Here is a 16,256-nt window from a genome sequence, read left to right on the forward strand (position 1 = left end):
CCCGCCAGCCATCTTCACCCGTTGGGGGCCAATCATGCAATCTATCGTGACCTTCGCGCGTCGCGTCAGTATCATTCCGACGGTGCTGGCCTGTGTGGCGCTGTTCATCCTGATGGTGATGACCTTTTTTGACGTCATCCTGCGCTCAGTCTTCAATGCTCCGATCGAGGCGGCAACCGAACTGACGCGGATTCTGATGGCGATCCTTGTGTTCTCGGTTTTGCCGATGATTTCGGCCGGGAAGGGGCAAATCGCCGTTGACCTGACCGATGGAATTTTTTCCCGCCTGCGGCTGAGCAGGGCGCGCGATGCGATAGTCTATCTGGTGTCCGGCATCATGCTGATCTGGCCGATTCAGCGCGTTTGGGTTCTGGCTGAACGTGCGCGGGATTACGGGGATGTCACCGAATACCTGTCGATCCCCGTCTTCTATGTCGGCTGGTTCATCGCCGCCTTCACCGCAATAACGGCCGTTGCGATGGTCATCACCGGTCTTTTGCACATTTTTGCCCCCCAAACCTTGTCGGAGCACGCCTGATGACTGCCGCACTGATCGGTTTCGCCCTTGTCTTGGTTCTTGTGTTGGTACGTTTGCCCATCGTGTTTGCGATGGGCCTCGTGGGGACGCTTGGGTTCGCATATGAACGCGGTGGCAGCATCCTGTCCGAGCGTGGGCTGAAGGCCGCCATGTCGATGGTGGGTCGCCAGATTACGGACACGGCACAGGACTATGGCCTTTCGGTCGTGCCACTGTTCATCCTCATGGGTCTGTTCGTGAACAAGGGCGGGCTCGCGCGCGAATTATACGCGGTCTCAAACGCCTTCCTGGGCCACTTCCGAGGTGGTATCGCCATGGCGACGGTTGCCGCCTGCGGCGGCTTTTCGGCCATTTGCGGTTCCTCGCTGGCAACGGCAGCGACCATGTCCAAAGTCGCGATGCCCGAGATGCGCCGGTACCGCTACTCGGATGAGTTGTCGACCGCGTCGATTGCAGCGGGGGGCACGCTGGGTATCCTGATCCCACCGTCGGTCATTTTGGTGATCTACGGCCTGCTGACCGAAACATCGATCGGCAAGCTCTTCGTTGCTGGCATCATCCCCGGTGTACTTGGCATCCTCTTCTATCTGTTCGCGGTGCGCTGGACTGTTTGGCGCAGGCCCGAGGCCGGCCCGGCCGGTGAACGCCACGGCTGGGGCGAACGCCTGTCGGCCCTGCGCTCGGTCTGGGCGGTGTTGCTGCTGTTCTTCCTGGTGATAGGCGGCTTGTACGGAGCGTTCGATTTCTACCCCCTGAACCTGACCTTCAGCCCGACCGAAGCCGCCGGTATGGGCGCGATGGGGGCATTCCTGATCGCATTGTCGCGCGGCGGGCTGACCCTTGGATCGACCTTTGAAGTGCTGAAGGAAACCAGTTTCACCGCCGCGGCGCTGTTCTCGGTTCTGATCGGCGCGCAGATCTTTTCGAACTTCATCAACCTGGCCGGTCTGCCCGAAGCGTTGATCGCCCTGGTCACCGCATATGAGGTGGAGCCCTTCGTCGTTATCCTGATGATCCTCGGGATCTACATCATTCTGGGATGCGTCTTTGAATCGCTGTCGATGCTGTTGCTGACGGTTCCGATCTTTTTCCCACTGGTCACGTCATTGGGATATGATCCGATCTGGTTCGGCATCGTTGTCGTCGTCGTGACCGAGATCAGTTTGATCACGCCGCCCGTGGGTCTGAACGTGTTCATTCTGAAAGGCGTGGTCGGGGACGTATCGACCGGAACAATCTTCAAGGGGGTCACACCGTTCTGGGTGGCAGACATCTTCCGTCTGGCTCTGATCGTTCTGGTGCCTTGGCTGGTTCTGGTCCTTCCCGAACAAATGGGAGCGATGGGTCACTGATGTTCTCTTTGACTGCGCTTCCGGACGGGTTTCATACGGATCCCTATCCAACCTACGCCGCGTTGCGCGAAGACACGCCCGTCTGCTGGCAGCCCGATGGTTCGGTGGTCCTGTCGCGGTATGACGACCTGGATCTGGTGTACCGGGATACCGAGCGTTTCATATCGGATAAAAAGGCGGTTTTCGGCCCCAAATACGGTATCGACAGCCCGCTGTACGAACACCATACCACCAGCCTTGTGTTCAATGACCCGCCTCTGCATACCCGCGTCCGCAAGGTCATGGTCGGTGCGATGAACCCACGGGCGCTGGCGCAGATGGAACCGGGCCTGATTGAACTTGTCGATGGGCTGCTGGACGAGATGCAGGCCAAGCGCTCGGTAGAGTTGATCGAGGATTTCGCCGGTGCCATCCCGATCGAGATCATCGGCAACCTGCTTGGCATTCCCAGATCGGAACGTGGCCCTTTGCGGGATTGGTCTTTGGCTATTCTGGGCGCTTTGGAACCTCAATTGACGCCCGAGCAGGAAGAGTGGGGCAACCGGTCGGTATATGATTTCAAGGACTATCTTCGGCATGTCATAGAAGATCGCCGGGCCAATCCCGGAGATCCTGCGACGGATGTCCTGACACGTTTGATGCAGGATGACACCGATGGTGGCTTGACCGAGGTCGAGCTGTACCAGAACTGCATCTTCATTCTGAATGCAGGGCACGAGACCACCACCAACCTGATCGGCAACGCATTGGAACTGTTGGAACGGCACCGCGACAAACGGGCCGAGCTTCTGGCCAATCCGGATCTGATCAACACGGCAGTGGACGAGTTTCTGCGGCTGGAAAGCCCAAATCAGTTTGGCAATCGTCTGACCACCGAAGATGTAATGTTCCACGGTCAGACCATTCCGGCAGGTACGGACATTTACCTGTGTATCGGCGCGGCCAATCGCGATCCGCGGCAGTTTGCACAACCTGATGAGGTTGTATTGGATCGACGTCCCAACAAGCATCACGCCTTTGCCGGAGGGCCCCATACCTGCGTCGGCCTGACCCTGGCGCGTATGGAGGGTCGCGTGGCCGTCGGACGGTTTCTGGCGCGATTCCCGACCTATCGCATCACTGACGGCGCGGAACGGGGCGGCCGCATCCGGTTTCGGGGTTTCGCGCGACTGCCAGCGCAAGTCTGAGATGTTCGGTTTGGGGTGCCAATTCGCCAATTTATTGACCGACCGATCGGTTTATATTATGATTTCGTGGGACGGGCATATGGCCGCGCGAAGATCACACAACAAATGAGGAGACGCTCATGACAATCCAACAGATTTCCAGCTTCGCGGCCGGTGAATGGGTTTCGCCCGGTGCGGGTGCCCGCAATATAACAAGCGCGGTCACCGGCGAGGTGATCGCCACGGCCGGCAACAGCGCGTTGGATGTGCAGGGGATGCTGGACTATGCGCGCAATGTCGGCGGGCCGGCGCTGCGGCAGATGACGTTTCACCAGCGGGCCAAGATGCTCAAGGCGTTGTCCATTCATTTGGGTCAGCACAAGCAGGCAATGTATGACCTGTCTTTCAGCACAGGCGCCACCCAGTCCGACCACTTGATCGACATAGACGGTGGTATCGGCACGATGTTCGTCTTCGCTTCGAAAGGTCGACGCGAGATGCCGGACGGACATGTCTATCTGGACGGTGAGGTCGAGCAGCTGTCGCGCAATGGCACCTTTCTGGGGCAGCACATCTGCACCCCGTTGCACGGGGTGGCGGTTCACATCAACGCGTTCAACTTCCCTGTCTGGGGGATGCTGGAAAAGCTGGCTCCGACCCTTCTGGCAGGCGTTCCGGCCATCGTAAAGCCGGCGACGAACTCGTGCTACGTCACCGAACTATGCGTCCGGCTGATGCTGGATTCCGGCATTTTGCCTGCTGGCGCGGTGCAGCTGGTTTCGGGTGGTCTGGGCGATATGCTGGACCGTCTGACCATGCAGGACGTGGTCAGTTTCACCGGATCCGCGGAAACGGCGTCGAAACTGCGTTCCAACCCGGTGATTCTGGAGAATTCAGTTCGTTTCGTGGCCGAGCAGGATAGTCTGAACTGCTCGATCCTGGGCCCTGATGCCGAGCCCGGAACGCCGGAATTCGATCTTTTTGTCAAAGAAGTCCAGCGCGAGATGACCACGAAGGCTGGGCAGAAATGTACGGCGATCCGCCGGATCATTGCCCCAGAGCCTCAGGTGCAGGCGGTGATCGAAGCCCTGTCCGCGCGGTTGGCAAAAACGGTCATCGGCGACCCAAGGCTGGAAACCACACGCATGGGCGCGCTGGTCTCGAACGGTCAGAAACGCGATGTTCTGGAAAAGGCGGCAATCATCGGGCAGGAAGCCGAGCGTGTTTTCGGCAACCCTGACGATTTTCAGGTTGATGGGGCGGATGCCGAGAAAGGCGCGTTCCTGCCGCCGATGTTGTACCACTGTGCCAATCCGGATGCGGCCCGACGCGTCCATGACACCGAGGCTTTTGGCCCGGTCAGCACGGTGATGGGGTATCGCGATCTTGACCATGCGATCGAACTGGCAAATCGCGGGCAAGGGTCGTTGGTGGCATCGGTCATCACCCGTGACGCGGATGTGGCACGGCACGTTGCCCTGGGGGCCGGGGCCTATCACGGGCGGCTGTATTTCAACAATCGCGACTCGATGAAGGAATCCACCGGCCACGGCTCTCCTCTGCCGCATATGGTTCACGGCGGCCCCGGACGCGCTGGCGGCGGCGAGGAGATGGGCGGTGTGCGTGGCGTGAAGCATTACATGCAGAGGACAGCCATTCAGGGATCGCCCGATCTGCTGACCGCGATCGGGAACAAATGGGTTCCCGGCGCGAACGAGGTCGAAGGGCCAGCCCATCCGTTCACGCGCCGGTTCCACGAGCTGGCGATTGGCGAGACCCTCCACACGGCGCCCCGTACAATCACGATGGAAGACATCGAACACTTTGCCAATTTCACCGGCGATACGTTCTATGCGCATATGGATCAGGCAGCGGCGGAACGGAACCCGTTCTTCCCGGGCCGTGTGGCCCATGGGTATCTGCTTTTGTCATTTGCAGCCGGATTGTTTGTTGAACCGAACGAAGGCCCGGTTCTGGCAAACACGGGTCTTGACGGGTTGCGATTCATGAAGCCCGTCGAGGCGGGTGATACCATCAAGGTGCGGTTGACGGTCAAGGCCAAGACCAAACGGAACGAGGAATACGGCGAAGTCCGCTGGCATGTCACCCTGACCCAGCAGGATGATGAAATGGTTGCGGAATATGAGCTTTTGACGATGGTCGCCTACTAGGCCCGGAACCCATTGAACTTGGCAGGTCAGCGTGTTCACGGTTCGAAAAAAACGAGCGGTGAACATGTCTGATCTCTGGGGTGCGTGCCAGAATTCAGGGATGCAAACAGTGCTGGTTGCCTGCAAGGCACGCCAAGCAGCGCAATCGCGCCTAGATCATGTTCGAAAGGATCAACGGCTGGCGGCGCGTCGCAACCCTGTGCGACCGAGGCTCAAAGGTCCTCTCGCCCGCGTCGCCATCGTCATATGTTGGCTGTGACTCCTCGTCCCCGCGCCCGTTAAACATGCACCTCAACCTGAGTTTGCAGATTGGCCGGGCGTTCCATCAGGGTGGAAAAACGGCGGTCTTCTTTACCGTTCCATAAACAAAACTGGTGTCAATCGAAGCAATCCCACCGATCGGGTGAATTCTGTTTCGAATGAATTCTTCATATGCCTCGAGATCCGATACCAACACCCGCAACTGATAGTCCATCGCCCCGGTTAGCACGTGGCATTCAAGAACTTCGTCGATCATCCGAACGCGTTTTTCGAAATTCTGAACGTCCGTTTCATTGTGCCGCTCCAACCGGATCCGCACAAAAACGGTAATGCCTATGCCGTATGCGGCGGCGTCCACATCTGCGCTGTAACCCTTTATGATCCCGCGCGCTTCGAGGTTCTTGACCCGGCGCAGACACGGCGACGGAGACAGGCTCACCTCGTCGGCAAGGTCCTGGTTCGTCATGCGCCCGTCCTTTTGCAGCGCCCGAATGATCTGTCTGTCTTTATCGTCCATTTCAACCTAAAACTTGGCAGAATCTGCCAATATGGATCGCAGCATTGGTACTATTTGCAAGCAAAAGCCCAAAGTAAAGGTGCAAACTGGCGCCAACTTGAAACAGGAGCTTGCAATGACTCGTTCTACCGGATTTGCCACCCGCGCCATTCACCACGCTTACAATCCTCTGGAAAATGACGGCGCCCTTACCCCACCGCTGCATTTGACGTCCACGTTTGCCTTTGAAACCGCAGAGGCTGGTGGAGAGATGTTTGCCGGGGAACGCGCAGGTCATATCTACAGCCGTATTTCGAACCCCACATGTGACCTTCTGGAACAACGCATTGCCGTGCTTGAAGGGGCCGAGGCCGGACTGGCCCTTTCCAGCGGAATGGGGGCGATCACGGCAGTGCTTTGGACCCTGCTGTCGCCGGGGGGCGAAGTCATCGTAGACAAAACGCTCTATGGCTGCACCTTCGCCTTTATGCGTCATGGTTTGGCGAAATGGGGGGTCACGATCACCCATGTCGACATGACAGACCCAGAGAACCTGAAAGCCGCCGTTTCCGACAAAACCCGCGTTGTCTATTTCGAAACTCCGGCCAATCCGAACATGCGCTTGGTGGACATCGCCGCCAGCGCCGAGATTGCGCATTCGGTCGGAGCAACGGTTGTCGTCGACAACACCTATGCCAGCCCCTATCTGACCCGCCCGATCGAGCACGGGGCGGATATCGTTCTGCATTCTGCCACCAAATATCTCGGCGGTCATGGCGACGTGGTCGCTGGTCTGGTTGTCGGCACCGCCGAACAGATCGCCGAAATCCGCCTGGTCGGAATGAAGGATATGACCGGTGCGGTCATGGCCCCTTTCAACGCGATGCTGATCCTGCGTGGCCTGAAAACACTGAACCTGCGTCTGGATCGTCATTGCGCGTCAGCCAGGGTCGTCGCTGATTTCCTCGAGGCCCATCCCGCCGTCGGCGAGGTTTACTTCCCCGGGCTGAAAAGCTTTGCCCAGCATGATGTCGCGCAGCGGCAAATGTCCCAACCCGGCGCCATGATCGCGTTCGAGATCAAGTCCGGCCTGTCCGGTGGGATCGAATTCATGAATCGTCTGAACATGATCCAGCGCGCGGTGTCCTTGGGCGATGCCGAAACGCTGATCCAGCACCCTGCATCCATGACTCATTCGACCTATACCCCGGAAGAACGGGCCGAGCATGGGATCAGCGATGGTTTGATCCGTTTGTCCGTCGGGCTTGAGGATGTCGAAGATATCCTCGCAGACTTGGAGCAAGCTTTGCCTTATCCTGCCCGCAGCGCCGCCTGAACCCGGAGACCGCCATGCACCTTGATCCCACCCAGTTGAAGATCGTTGAACAACGTCTGTTATGGTTGTCGCATTGGATGATCCACCATGCCAACCACATCCGGCCAAAGGTGGATGGGATCAAGGTTGGTGGCCATCAGGCGTCGTCTGCTTCGATGGTGTCGATCATGACCGCGCTCTATTTTTCGGCCCTGCGCCCTGAAGACCGGGTGGCTGTCAAACCCCATGCCTCGCCGGTTTTCCATGCGATGCAGTATCTCATGGGCAATCAAACGCGCGAGAAGATGGAAAATTTCCGTGGTTTTGGCGGTGTGCAAAGCTATCCCAGCCGGACCAAGGATATCGACGACGTTGATTTTTCCACCGGGTCTGTGGGTTTGGGTGTCGCGATCACCTCGTTTGCCTCGATCATTCAGGATTACATCAAGGCCAAAAGCTGGGGCTCGGATGCTCCGATGGGGCGGATGGTGGCCCTTGTAGGCGACGCAGAATTGGACGAAGGCAATGTGTACGAGGCATTGCAGGAAGGCTGGAAGAACGACCTGCGCAATACGTGGTGGATCATTGACTACAACCGGCAATCCCTGGATGGCATCGTCCGCGAAGGGCTGTTCGAACGGATTGAAAAGATCTTCGATGCGTTCGGTTGGGATGTCGTGCGCGTGAAATATGGGGTTCTGCAACGCGCGGCCTTTGAAGAACCGGGTGGCGATCGCCTGCGCGACTGGATCGATGCGTGCCCCAATCAGGATTATTCGGCTTTGACCTTCATGGGGGGCGCAGTCTGGCGGCAGCGCCTGATGGACGATCTGGGGGATCAGGGGGATGTGACTGCCTTGATTGAACGGCGGACGGACGCAGAGCTGGCGGCGCTGATGGAAAACCTTGGCGGCAATTGCGTCGAGACCATGGCCCGGACATTTGCCGCCATCGATCATGATCGCCCGACCTGTTTCCTGGCCTACACCGTCAAAGGGTGGGGCACCCCCATCGCAGGTCACAAGGACAATCACGGCGGGCTGATGAACAACAGCCAGTTCGCCGCGTGGCAGTCGCATATGGGCGTGCCAGACGGCGAGGAATGGGAGCCGCTTGCGACAGTACAGGACCCCGCCGCATTCAAGGATTTTCTGGCCAGGGCACCGTTCTTTGCCAAGGGTCCGCGCCGCTATTTCGATGACAAGCTGGACGTGCCAAGGATCGAGGTCGACACCAGCCGTGAAATCTCGACCCAGATGGCGTTTGGCAAGATCCTTGACGATCTGTCAAAAGGTGATGGCCCGTTGACCGAACGCATCGTGACAACCTCTCCGGATGTCACCGGCACGACGAACCTGGGGCCTTGGGTGAACAGGCGCAAGCTGTTTGCCCGATCCACGCAAGCCGATGCCTTCATAGAACATCGGATCCCTTCGACGGCGAAATGGGAATTCACGCCGGAAGGGCAGCATATCGAGCTTGGGATCGCCGAAATGAACCTGATGCTGCTTCTGGGAGCGGCGGGTCTGTCGCATTCCCTGTTTGGCAAACGTTTGATCCCGATCGGCACCGTCTATGACCCCTTTGTCAGTCGCGGCCTCGATGCGCTGAACTATGCCTGCTATCAGGATGCACGCTTTATTCTGGTTGGTACGCCGTCGGGCGTGACACTGGCACCTGAAGGCGGAGCGCATCAGTCCGTCGGCACACCGCTGATCGGGATGAGCCAGGACGGGCTGGCTGCATTTGAACCCGCCTTTGCTGATGAACTGGCGGTGATCATGGAATGGGCCTTCGACTATCTGCAACGCGACGGTGAAGGACAACCTGACGAGCGCACATGGTTGCGCGATGAAACCGGCGGTTCCGTCTATCTGCGTCTGACGACCAACCCGATTGAGCAGCCGGGCAAACGCGTGGATGACCAGTTTCGACAGGGTGCCATTGACGGGGCCTATTGGTTGCGAAAACCGGGGCCCAATTGCGAAGTTGTAATCGCCTATCAAGGTGCCGTCGCGCCCGAGGCGATCAAGGCCGCCGGTATGATCGGCGAGGGCCGTCGCGATATCGGCGTTTTGGCCGTGACGTCCGCGGATCGGCTGAATGCCGGTTGGACGGCTGCACAACGCGCGCGGTCGCGCGGCAACCCCGCCGCACTATCCCACATCGAAACCCTGATGTCTGGTCTGCCAGCGCACTGCAATCTGGTCACCGTGATTGACGGGCATCCTGCAACATTGTCGTGGCTGGGCGCTGTGCTCGGTCATCAGACCATTCCGATGGGGGTCGAACATTTTGGCCAGACAGGAACGATCGGTGATCTCTATCGCCACCACTGTATTGATGCCGATGCCATCATCGAAAAAGTGAGTGGTTTGACCCGTGGCAGAGTACTTCTTCGGGCAACAGGGGCTTGAGATTGGGGCAACAAGATCAGGAACGATCCCGCTCGGGCACTTGTTTGACCCATGTCGCATCGACGACGGCCATGTCATCGAAATGATCGGCGCGATTATGCGTGCCCGGTGCATGTTTCCGACGCCCAACAGCAGGCAGCTGCCGGCAAGATGTTGAATTATGTTCCCGCGTTGACCCAGGCTTGACGCGGCCCGGCCCTGGCGGTTGCGTCAGGGTCTGACCTGTCAGGGTGTTCCCTTATGAGGAGCTTTTCGGCGAAAATGCCCGTTTTCCCGTCTATACAACCGGGATGGCAGCCGATAAGGGGCTGTCTTTACCCTTGGATGATCCGCTGATCGCAATTCCGCACAGCGCCTATCACCTGGCCGATACAAAGAACCACCACCGTGAAACAAACCATTGCAGATGCGCTAGCGCGCAAGGGCTATGATACATTGACCCAAGTTCAGCGAGCCGTCACCCAGCCCGAGCTGGAAGGGCGCGACATGCTGGTTTCGGCCCAGACCGGATCAGGGAAGACCATTGGGTTTGGTCTGGCGATAGCGCACAGGGTGCTAGGCGATGAAGAAACGCTCGGCAAACCCGAAGCGCCGTTGGCGCTGGTTGTCGCACCGACCCGCGAGCTGGCACTTCAGGTAAAACGGGAACTTGGCTGGTTGTATTCCGGAGCGGGAGCGTTTCTGGCCTCGTGCGTCGGGGGCATGGACATTCGGGATGAACGTCGCGCGTTGGCCCGAGGCGCACATATCGTTGTGGCCACTCCGGGACGACTTCGCGACCATATCAATCGAGGTTCAATCGATCTGACAGCTATCCGAGCGGTTGTCCTGGACGAAGCGGATGAAATGCTGGATCTGGGGTTCCGCGAGGATCTTGAGTTCATCCTTGATGAAACACCCGCAGATCGTCAGACCTTGTTGTTTTCTGCCACTGTGCCACGCGCAATTGCCAATCTGGCCAAGCGGTATCAGCGCGACGCGGAACGTGTGAGCACGGTCGGCGAACTGACCCAGCATGCGGATATCGAGTATCGGGCCATGACGGTGGCGCCGCGTGATGGTGAAAACGCGATAATCAATGTGCTGCGTTTTTACGAGGCCCCCAATGCCATCGTTTTCTGCAACACCCGAGCAATGGTTTCGCGCCTGACCGCGCGCCTGTCGAACCGGGGGTTTTCGGTCGTGGCCCTGTCAGGTGAGCTGACCCAGAGCGAACGATCCAACGCGTTGCAGGCCATGCGCGATGGACGGGCCCGGGTCTGTGTTGCAACCGATGTCGCGGCCCGCGGCATCGATCTGCCCAACCTTGATCTGGTGGTCCATGCCGAACTGCCCAACAGCCATGAAACACTGCTGCACCGGTCTGGCCGCACGGGTCGCGCTGGGCGCAAGGGCGTCAGTGCCCTGATCGTCGCGCCATCATCGCGCAAAAAGGCAGAGCGCATTCTGAAATTTGCCAAGCTGACAGCAGAATGGGGATCGGCCCCGTCTGCGGATGAGGTGAACGAGCGTGATCAGGCTCGGATGCTGGCATCAGAGGACTGGCAGGTCGAGATCACGGAAAGCGAACGCCCGTCTGTTGAAAAACTGATTGCTCGCTTCACGTCCGAACAAATCGCAGCCGCTTACCTGAGGCAATACAAACTACGCCATTCCGCCCCGGAAGAGCTGTCGGCGGTCGATCAGACCGCCCCAAAGCCACGCGCATCTTTTGGGCCAGGCGTCTGGTTTTCATTGTCCGAAGGGCGCAATCAGAATGCGTCCCCCCGTCATATGCTGCCGATGATCTGCAAGGCGGGCGATCTGACAAAAGACGACATCGGTGCCATCCGGATTGCCGAGGACGTAACTTTTTTCGAAATCAGTGAAGCCAGTGTCGACCGCTTTCTGACCGCCATTGGTCCAGAGATGAAAATCGAAGAAACCAAAGACCTTGTGCGGTTGGACAAAGCACCGGACCTGTCGTCAACCGGTCGGCCCGGTCTCAAAAGAAAGTTCAAAGGCAGACCTACGGGACACAAAAAGGAAAACTCTCCGGCTGAGCGGAAAGCCCACCGCCGCCAATCCAAGCCCGAGGTTCAGCATGCCCAGACCGTGCCCGCGACCGAAACCCGCCGAGCGTCGGATGACGACGCAAAAAGCCAGTTCAGCGCTTCGGGCGCAAAACCGAAAAAGCGCAAGCCCGGCAGCGTCGAGCAAAAGAGGGGTCGCTCCAAACCAGCCGGAGACGCGCCGAAAGGTCCACCGCCGCCAAAGGGCAAGCCAAACAGCAAGAAGAATCGTGCACGCGCGGCGGCCGTCAAATCCGCCAAGGGTGGCAACGCAGTTCCAAAACGTCGCAAACCCGGACCCAAGGGCAGTTGATTTCCGCCACGGGCAGGGTCTGTCCTCTGGGCATTGGCAAGTGACCAGGTGCCGTGGATTTCGGTCGCGGCATACACATGTGCTTAACAGTTGCGTGATTTTTCGGGGTTAGAGCAAACTAAGCTTTGCTCTTCTTGCCATCTCAACCGAATACTGTGGTACAGGACATTCTTTTCGGGGTTTTCATGCGGTTCAGTGTCGGCATTGCTGTATCTATGCTGGTCGCCGTATCCATCGGCGTGTCGACCTTTGTTGTTCATTCGCTGTGGTGGACGACCGCGCGTGACAACAGCCGCATGCTTGCCGCTGAGATCAACAGCCAGATTGCAAACGCGGTCCGCATCGAAGTCGGGGCAACCCTCAGATCCGCCGAAGCCGCATGGTCGGCGGTGCGCACGATCTTTGTACAGAACGTCATCGCAACACGGCAGGCCGATAAACGAGAGTTCGTCTTTCTGTCTCAGTTGCAGGCGCAACCGAATATTTCCTGGATTTTCTTCGGCTGGCCGGATGGCAACTTTTTCGCGTCGCATCGGTTGGGCGACAGCGGACTTGAGATGATAGAGATCGACAAGGATATCCGCGACCGGAACCTGCGGACCGATCGATACATTTTTATTCCCGGGGATATTCAGTTCGAAGAACGGACCTTTGTTCCGACCTCCTATGATCCTCGCGATCATGCCTGGTTCAACAATTTCATGTCCCTGGACACGATGGGATGGATCGAAGCACGCGATCTTCCGGGCAGTGACAAGACCGTATACGCATTTGCGGGGCCGATCGATGTCAACCGGGCGCGGCAGGGTGTCCTTGCGGTCGCAATCGAAACCGACCGTTTGTCACGCTTTCTGGCGACGCTCGAGCCCGGCGAATTCGGAGCCGCCTTTATTCTGGATGCCGATGGCAAAGTAATTGCTGTTCCCGACGCAAAAGCGGACGAAGTTACACCGGCGCGCATGGGCGAGGGTGAGCTGTACGAGGTTGCCAAGATCTCGGGGGAAAAACTGTTGGGCGACCCGGATGGCAAGACTGCGGGCAGTTCGACGAAGCGCGTGGTGATCGATGGCGTCCCTTATGCGGTGGCCCTGACACCTTTGGGTTTTTACGGGTGGCGCGTCGCTACGGTCATTCCTGAGGCGGCCTTTTTGTCTGGCATCGATGCAACCTTGATAAACCTGATCTATATCCTGATCGGGGTCGTGATCGTCTCAACCGCCCTGGCAATCTGGTTGATCCGTCGAATTGTGGCCAATCCTTTGGCGCGCATTGCCGAGGATCTGAGCAAGATCGAACGCTTTGACGTCGAACGCATTCCACGCCGGCCTTCAAACCTGTCCGAGCTTGCCAATCTGTCTGCGGCAACGGCCAGCATGGCCGCAGGGTTGTCCGCGTTCCGAAAATACGTGCCGACCGATCTTGTGAAGATGCTGGTCGCCGAGGGCATCAAAACGCAGCCCGGTGGCGACATGAAGCAGATATCCGTATTGTTTTGCGATGTGACCGGATTCACCGGGTTGTCGGAAAAACTCGGCCCCAAAATCATCCAGTTGATGGAGCCCTTTTTCTCTGCGGCCGCAGCAGCCGTCGCGCGCCATCACGGGACGATCGACAAATTCATGGGTGACGCGGTCATGGCGATCTGGGGGGCACCGCGCAAGGATGCGCTCCATGCCGAAAATGCCTGCCGCGCGGCTCTGGATCTTGTCGCGACCGTGGAAGATGCGGGCATCAAAGACGAGGCCGGAAATTCCCTGCGTGTCAGGATCGGGTTGAACAGCGGTGAAGCTCTGGTTGGCAACATTGGGTCAGAGCAGCGGTTGAACTACACGGCGATCGGTGACGTCGTGAATGTGGCCAGCCGATTGGAAGGGGCCAACAAGGAGTATGGCACGCGTATTCTGATCGGCCCCGAGACCCGGCGCGAAGCAGGCGACGCAATTGTCGTCCGAGAGCTGGACACGCTCGCGGTCTTTGGCCGGACCGAGGAGCTGGTGGTCTATGAGCTGATTGCGATGGCCGACGGTTTTGAAGGATCCCTTGATTGGATCGAGACCTACGAACAAGGTCTTGCGCATTATCGTTCCGGCCGGTTCGAGCAGGCGACAGCTGCGTTTGAGGCCGCGGACAAAATGCGGGGCGGGGACCCTGTGTCCGTCGCCATGAAGCTGCGCGCAACGAAACTTTTGACCAACCCTCCCTCACGGGATTGGCGTGCGGTTACGCATACGGACAAGACGTGAGCGTGCAGGTCATGAGAGCATGCAATCCGCACCCGTGAACAGCCAGGTCTGAGTGCGCGGCAGAGGGTTTCGGGCCGTCGTATCGTTTGCGCAGCGAAGATGAGTATGAATTCTGGAAATCAGGGTGCAATAGCAGAAAAAGCCTTCAAAGATATCCGCAGAAAGACACTGTTGACATTAGATTTTGTATTTTGGATACATTAGACAGAGGGATCGCGACGACCTGTGCTGTCACTGAATGCTCTGGCGACAAAGAGCCATGCGATTGTCTATTAAAGTCTTTTTCTGGGAGAAAATCATGAACCTCAAACTTCTGGCCGCAACGACTGCGATCGCCCTGACGGGTGCCGTGGCGCAGGCAAATACACTTGTATATTGTTCCGAAGGATCACCTGAAGGGTTCGATCCTGCGCTGTACACCGCAGGGACGACCTTTGATGCGTCTTCTCATCCAATCTACAATCGGTTGCTTGAATTTGAAACGGGCACGACCAATGTGGTCCCCGGCCTGGCCGAAAGCGTCGAGGCCAGCGATGATGGTCTGGAATACACTTTCAAGCTGCGTCAGGGCGTCAAGTTCCACTCGAACGACGCGTTCACGCCGACCCGCGACTTCAACGCGGATGACGTGATTTTCACCTTCATGCGTCAGAAAGACGAAAACCACCCTTATCATCAAGTGTCAGGCGGAACCTGGGAATATTTCCAGGGTATGGGGATGCCTGATCTGGTCGAGTCCGTCGAAAAGATCGACGACTACACGGTGAAATTTACCCTGTCCAAGCCCGAAGCACCGTTTGTCGCCAATATGGCGATGGACTTTGCCTCGATCGTGTCGGCGGAATACGCTGCGGCAATGATGGAAGCCGGTACGCCGGAAAAACTGAATACGGCACCCATCGGAACCGGACCTTTCTCGTTCGTGGCTTATCAAAAAGACGCGGTGATCCGTTACGCGGCCAATGATGCGTATTGGAAAGACCCGGCGCAGGTCGAAAACCTGATCTTTGCCATCACACCGGATGCATCTGTGCGCTATCAAAAGCTGAAAGCAGGCGAATGTCATGTGATGCCCTATCCGAACCCTGCCGACATTCAGGCAATGAAGGATGATCCGGACATCAACATGCTGGAACAAGAGGGCCTGAACGTTGGTTATCTGGCCTACAACACCACCATGGCGCCATTCGACAATCCGAAGGTGCGCAAAGCGCTGAACATGGCGATCGACAAGCAGGCGATCATCGACGTGGTCTTCCAGGGTTCGGGCCAGGTGGCCAAGAACCCGATCCCGCCAACCATGTGGGGCTACAACGACGCCATCGTGGACGATCCCTATGATCCCGAAGCGGCCAAGGCGATGCTTGAGGCCGAAGGTGTTTCGGACCTGTCGATGAAAATCTGGGCCATGCCCGTCCAGCGCCCCTACAACCCCAATGCCCGTCGCATGGCCGAATTGATCCAGGCGGATTTCGCCAAGATCGGTGTGGGCGTCGAAATCGTCTCGTACGAATGGGGTGAATACCTGTCTCGGTCGAAAGAACTGAACCGGGACGGTGCCGTTCTGCTGGGCTGGACCGGGGACAATGGCGACCCGGACAACTTCCTGGCGGTATTGCTGGGCTGTGACGGTGTCGAAGCCTCCAACCGGGCGCAATGGTGCCATCAGCCCTTCGAAGACCTGATCCTGAAGGCCAAGCAAAGCACGGATCAGGCCGAGCGGACCAAACTGTATGAAGAAGCGCAGGTTGTGTTCAAAGAGCAGGCTCCGTGGGCAACCATCGCGCATTCGGTCGTTTACATGCCCATGAGCAACAAGGTGCAAGGCTATAAGGTGCACCCTCTGGGCGGTCACATCTTCTATGGTGTGAGCGTCGAATAAACCACCACTCACAAACCGGAGCCACCAGAGTGGTGGCTCCGGCTTTCTTTT

The 16,256-nt window shown here is 58.1% G+C and carries 10 protein-coding genes; 9 read left to right on the plus strand and 1 reads right to left on the minus strand.

Going from position 1 to position 16,256, the window contains the following annotated elements; genetic code table 11:
* Positions 1-34 precede the first annotated feature (34 nt).
* The 4 genes from GOW60_RS11490 (at position 35) to paaZ (ending at position 5,227) form a co-directional block, all read left to right on the plus strand.
* Positions 35-538: a TRAP transporter small permease gene (locus GOW60_RS11490; protein ID WP_152460571.1), complete on the plus strand. Its 504-nt coding sequence runs from the start codon at positions 35-37 to the stop codon at positions 536-538.
* On the plus strand, positions 538-1,890 hold the full coding sequence (locus GOW60_RS11495) for a TRAP transporter large permease (protein ID WP_171118134.1): 1,353 nt from the start codon (positions 538-540) through the stop codon (positions 1,888-1,890). The genes GOW60_RS11490 and GOW60_RS11495 overlap by 1 nt, the downstream gene beginning before the upstream one ends.
* Positions 1,890-3,077: a cytochrome P450 gene (locus GOW60_RS11500; protein WP_171229374.1), complete on the plus strand. Its 1,188-nt coding sequence runs from the start codon at positions 1,890-1,892 to the stop codon at positions 3,075-3,077. Before GOW60_RS11495 ends, GOW60_RS11500 begins: the two co-directional genes overlap by 1 nt.
* Positions 3,078-3,196: 119 nt before the next feature.
* Complete coding sequence (gene paaZ, locus GOW60_RS11505) at positions 3,197-5,227, plus strand: phenylacetic acid degradation bifunctional protein PaaZ (RefSeq protein ID WP_171229375.1); 2,031 nt, start codon at positions 3,197-3,199, stop codon at positions 5,225-5,227.
* Between the two features lie 325 nt (positions 5,228-5,552).
* Here paaZ and GOW60_RS11510 read toward each other — a convergent pair whose 3' ends face one another.
* Positions 5,553-6,005: an Lrp/AsnC family transcriptional regulator gene (locus GOW60_RS11510; protein WP_171229376.1), complete on the minus strand. Its 453-nt coding sequence runs from the start codon at positions 6,003-6,005 to the stop codon at positions 5,553-5,555.
* 115 nt (positions 6,006-6,120) lie between these two features.
* Between GOW60_RS11510 and GOW60_RS11515 the strand changes: the two genes are divergently transcribed.
* The 5 genes from GOW60_RS11515 (at position 6,121) to GOW60_RS11535 (ending at position 16,205) form a co-directional block, all read left to right on the plus strand.
* Positions 6,121-7,320: a methionine gamma-lyase gene (locus GOW60_RS11515; protein ID WP_171229377.1), complete on the plus strand. Its 1,200-nt coding sequence runs from the start codon at positions 6,121-6,123 to the stop codon at positions 7,318-7,320.
* 14 nt (positions 7,321-7,334) lie between these two features.
* Positions 7,335-9,716, plus strand: coding sequence for a 1-deoxy-D-xylulose-5-phosphate synthase N-terminal domain-containing protein (locus tag GOW60_RS11520; RefSeq protein WP_171229378.1), 2,382 nt, complete (start codon positions 7,335-7,337; stop codon positions 9,714-9,716).
* A 387-nt stretch (positions 9,717-10,103) separates the two neighbouring features.
* Positions 10,104-12,080 carry a DEAD/DEAH box helicase gene (locus GOW60_RS11525; RefSeq protein WP_171229379.1) on the plus strand — a complete coding sequence of 659 codons (1,977 nt, stop codon included), beginning with the start codon at positions 10,104-10,106 and terminating at the stop codon, positions 12,078-12,080.
* Positions 12,081-12,265: 185 nt separating this feature from the next.
* On the plus strand, positions 12,266-14,323 hold the full coding sequence (locus tag GOW60_RS11530; RefSeq protein ID WP_254443915.1) for an adenylate/guanylate cyclase domain-containing protein: 2,058 nt from the start codon (positions 12,266-12,268) through the stop codon (positions 14,321-14,323).
* Between the two features lie 298 nt (positions 14,324-14,621).
* On the plus strand, positions 14,622-16,205 hold the full coding sequence (locus GOW60_RS11535) for an ABC transporter substrate-binding protein (RefSeq protein ID WP_305848962.1): 1,584 nt from the start codon (positions 14,622-14,624) through the stop codon (positions 16,203-16,205).
* The last annotated feature ends 51 nt before the right edge of the window (positions 16,206-16,256 follow it).

Source organism: Ruegeria sp. HKCCA4008 (assembly GCF_013033125.1).
Lineage (GTDB): Bacteria > Pseudomonadota > Alphaproteobacteria > Rhodobacterales > Rhodobacteraceae > Ruegeria.

What these genes read in the sequence shown, in the direction of transcription:
- GOW60_RS11520 (WP_171229378.1), top strand. Translation starts at nt 7,335, where the DNA reads ATGCACCTTGATCCCACCCAGTTGAAGATCGTTGAACAACGTCTGTTA.
- GOW60_RS11535 (WP_305848962.1), top strand. Translation starts at nt 14,622, where the DNA reads ATGAACCTCAAACTTCTGGCCGCAACGACTGCGATCGCCCTGACGGGT.
- paaZ (WP_171229375.1), top strand. Translation starts at nt 3,197, where the DNA reads ATGACAATCCAACAGATTTCCAGCTTCGCGGCCGGTGAATGGGTTTCG.
- GOW60_RS11530 (WP_254443915.1), top strand. Translation starts at nt 12,266, where the DNA reads ATGCGGTTCAGTGTCGGCATTGCTGTATCTATGCTGGTCGCCGTATCC.
- GOW60_RS11490 (WP_152460571.1), top strand. Translation starts at nt 35, where the DNA reads ATGCAATCTATCGTGACCTTCGCGCGTCGCGTCAGTATCATTCCGACG.
- GOW60_RS11510 (WP_171229376.1), bottom strand. Translation starts at nt 6,005, where the DNA reads ATGGACGATAAAGACAGACAGATCATTCGGGCGCTGCAAAAGGACGGG.
- GOW60_RS11515 (WP_171229377.1), top strand. Translation starts at nt 6,121, where the DNA reads ATGACTCGTTCTACCGGATTTGCCACCCGCGCCATTCACCACGCTTAC.
- GOW60_RS11495 (WP_171118134.1), top strand. Translation starts at nt 538, where the DNA reads ATGACTGCCGCACTGATCGGTTTCGCCCTTGTCTTGGTTCTTGTGTTG.
- GOW60_RS11500 (WP_171229374.1), top strand. Translation starts at nt 1,890, where the DNA reads ATGTTCTCTTTGACTGCGCTTCCGGACGGGTTTCATACGGATCCCTAT.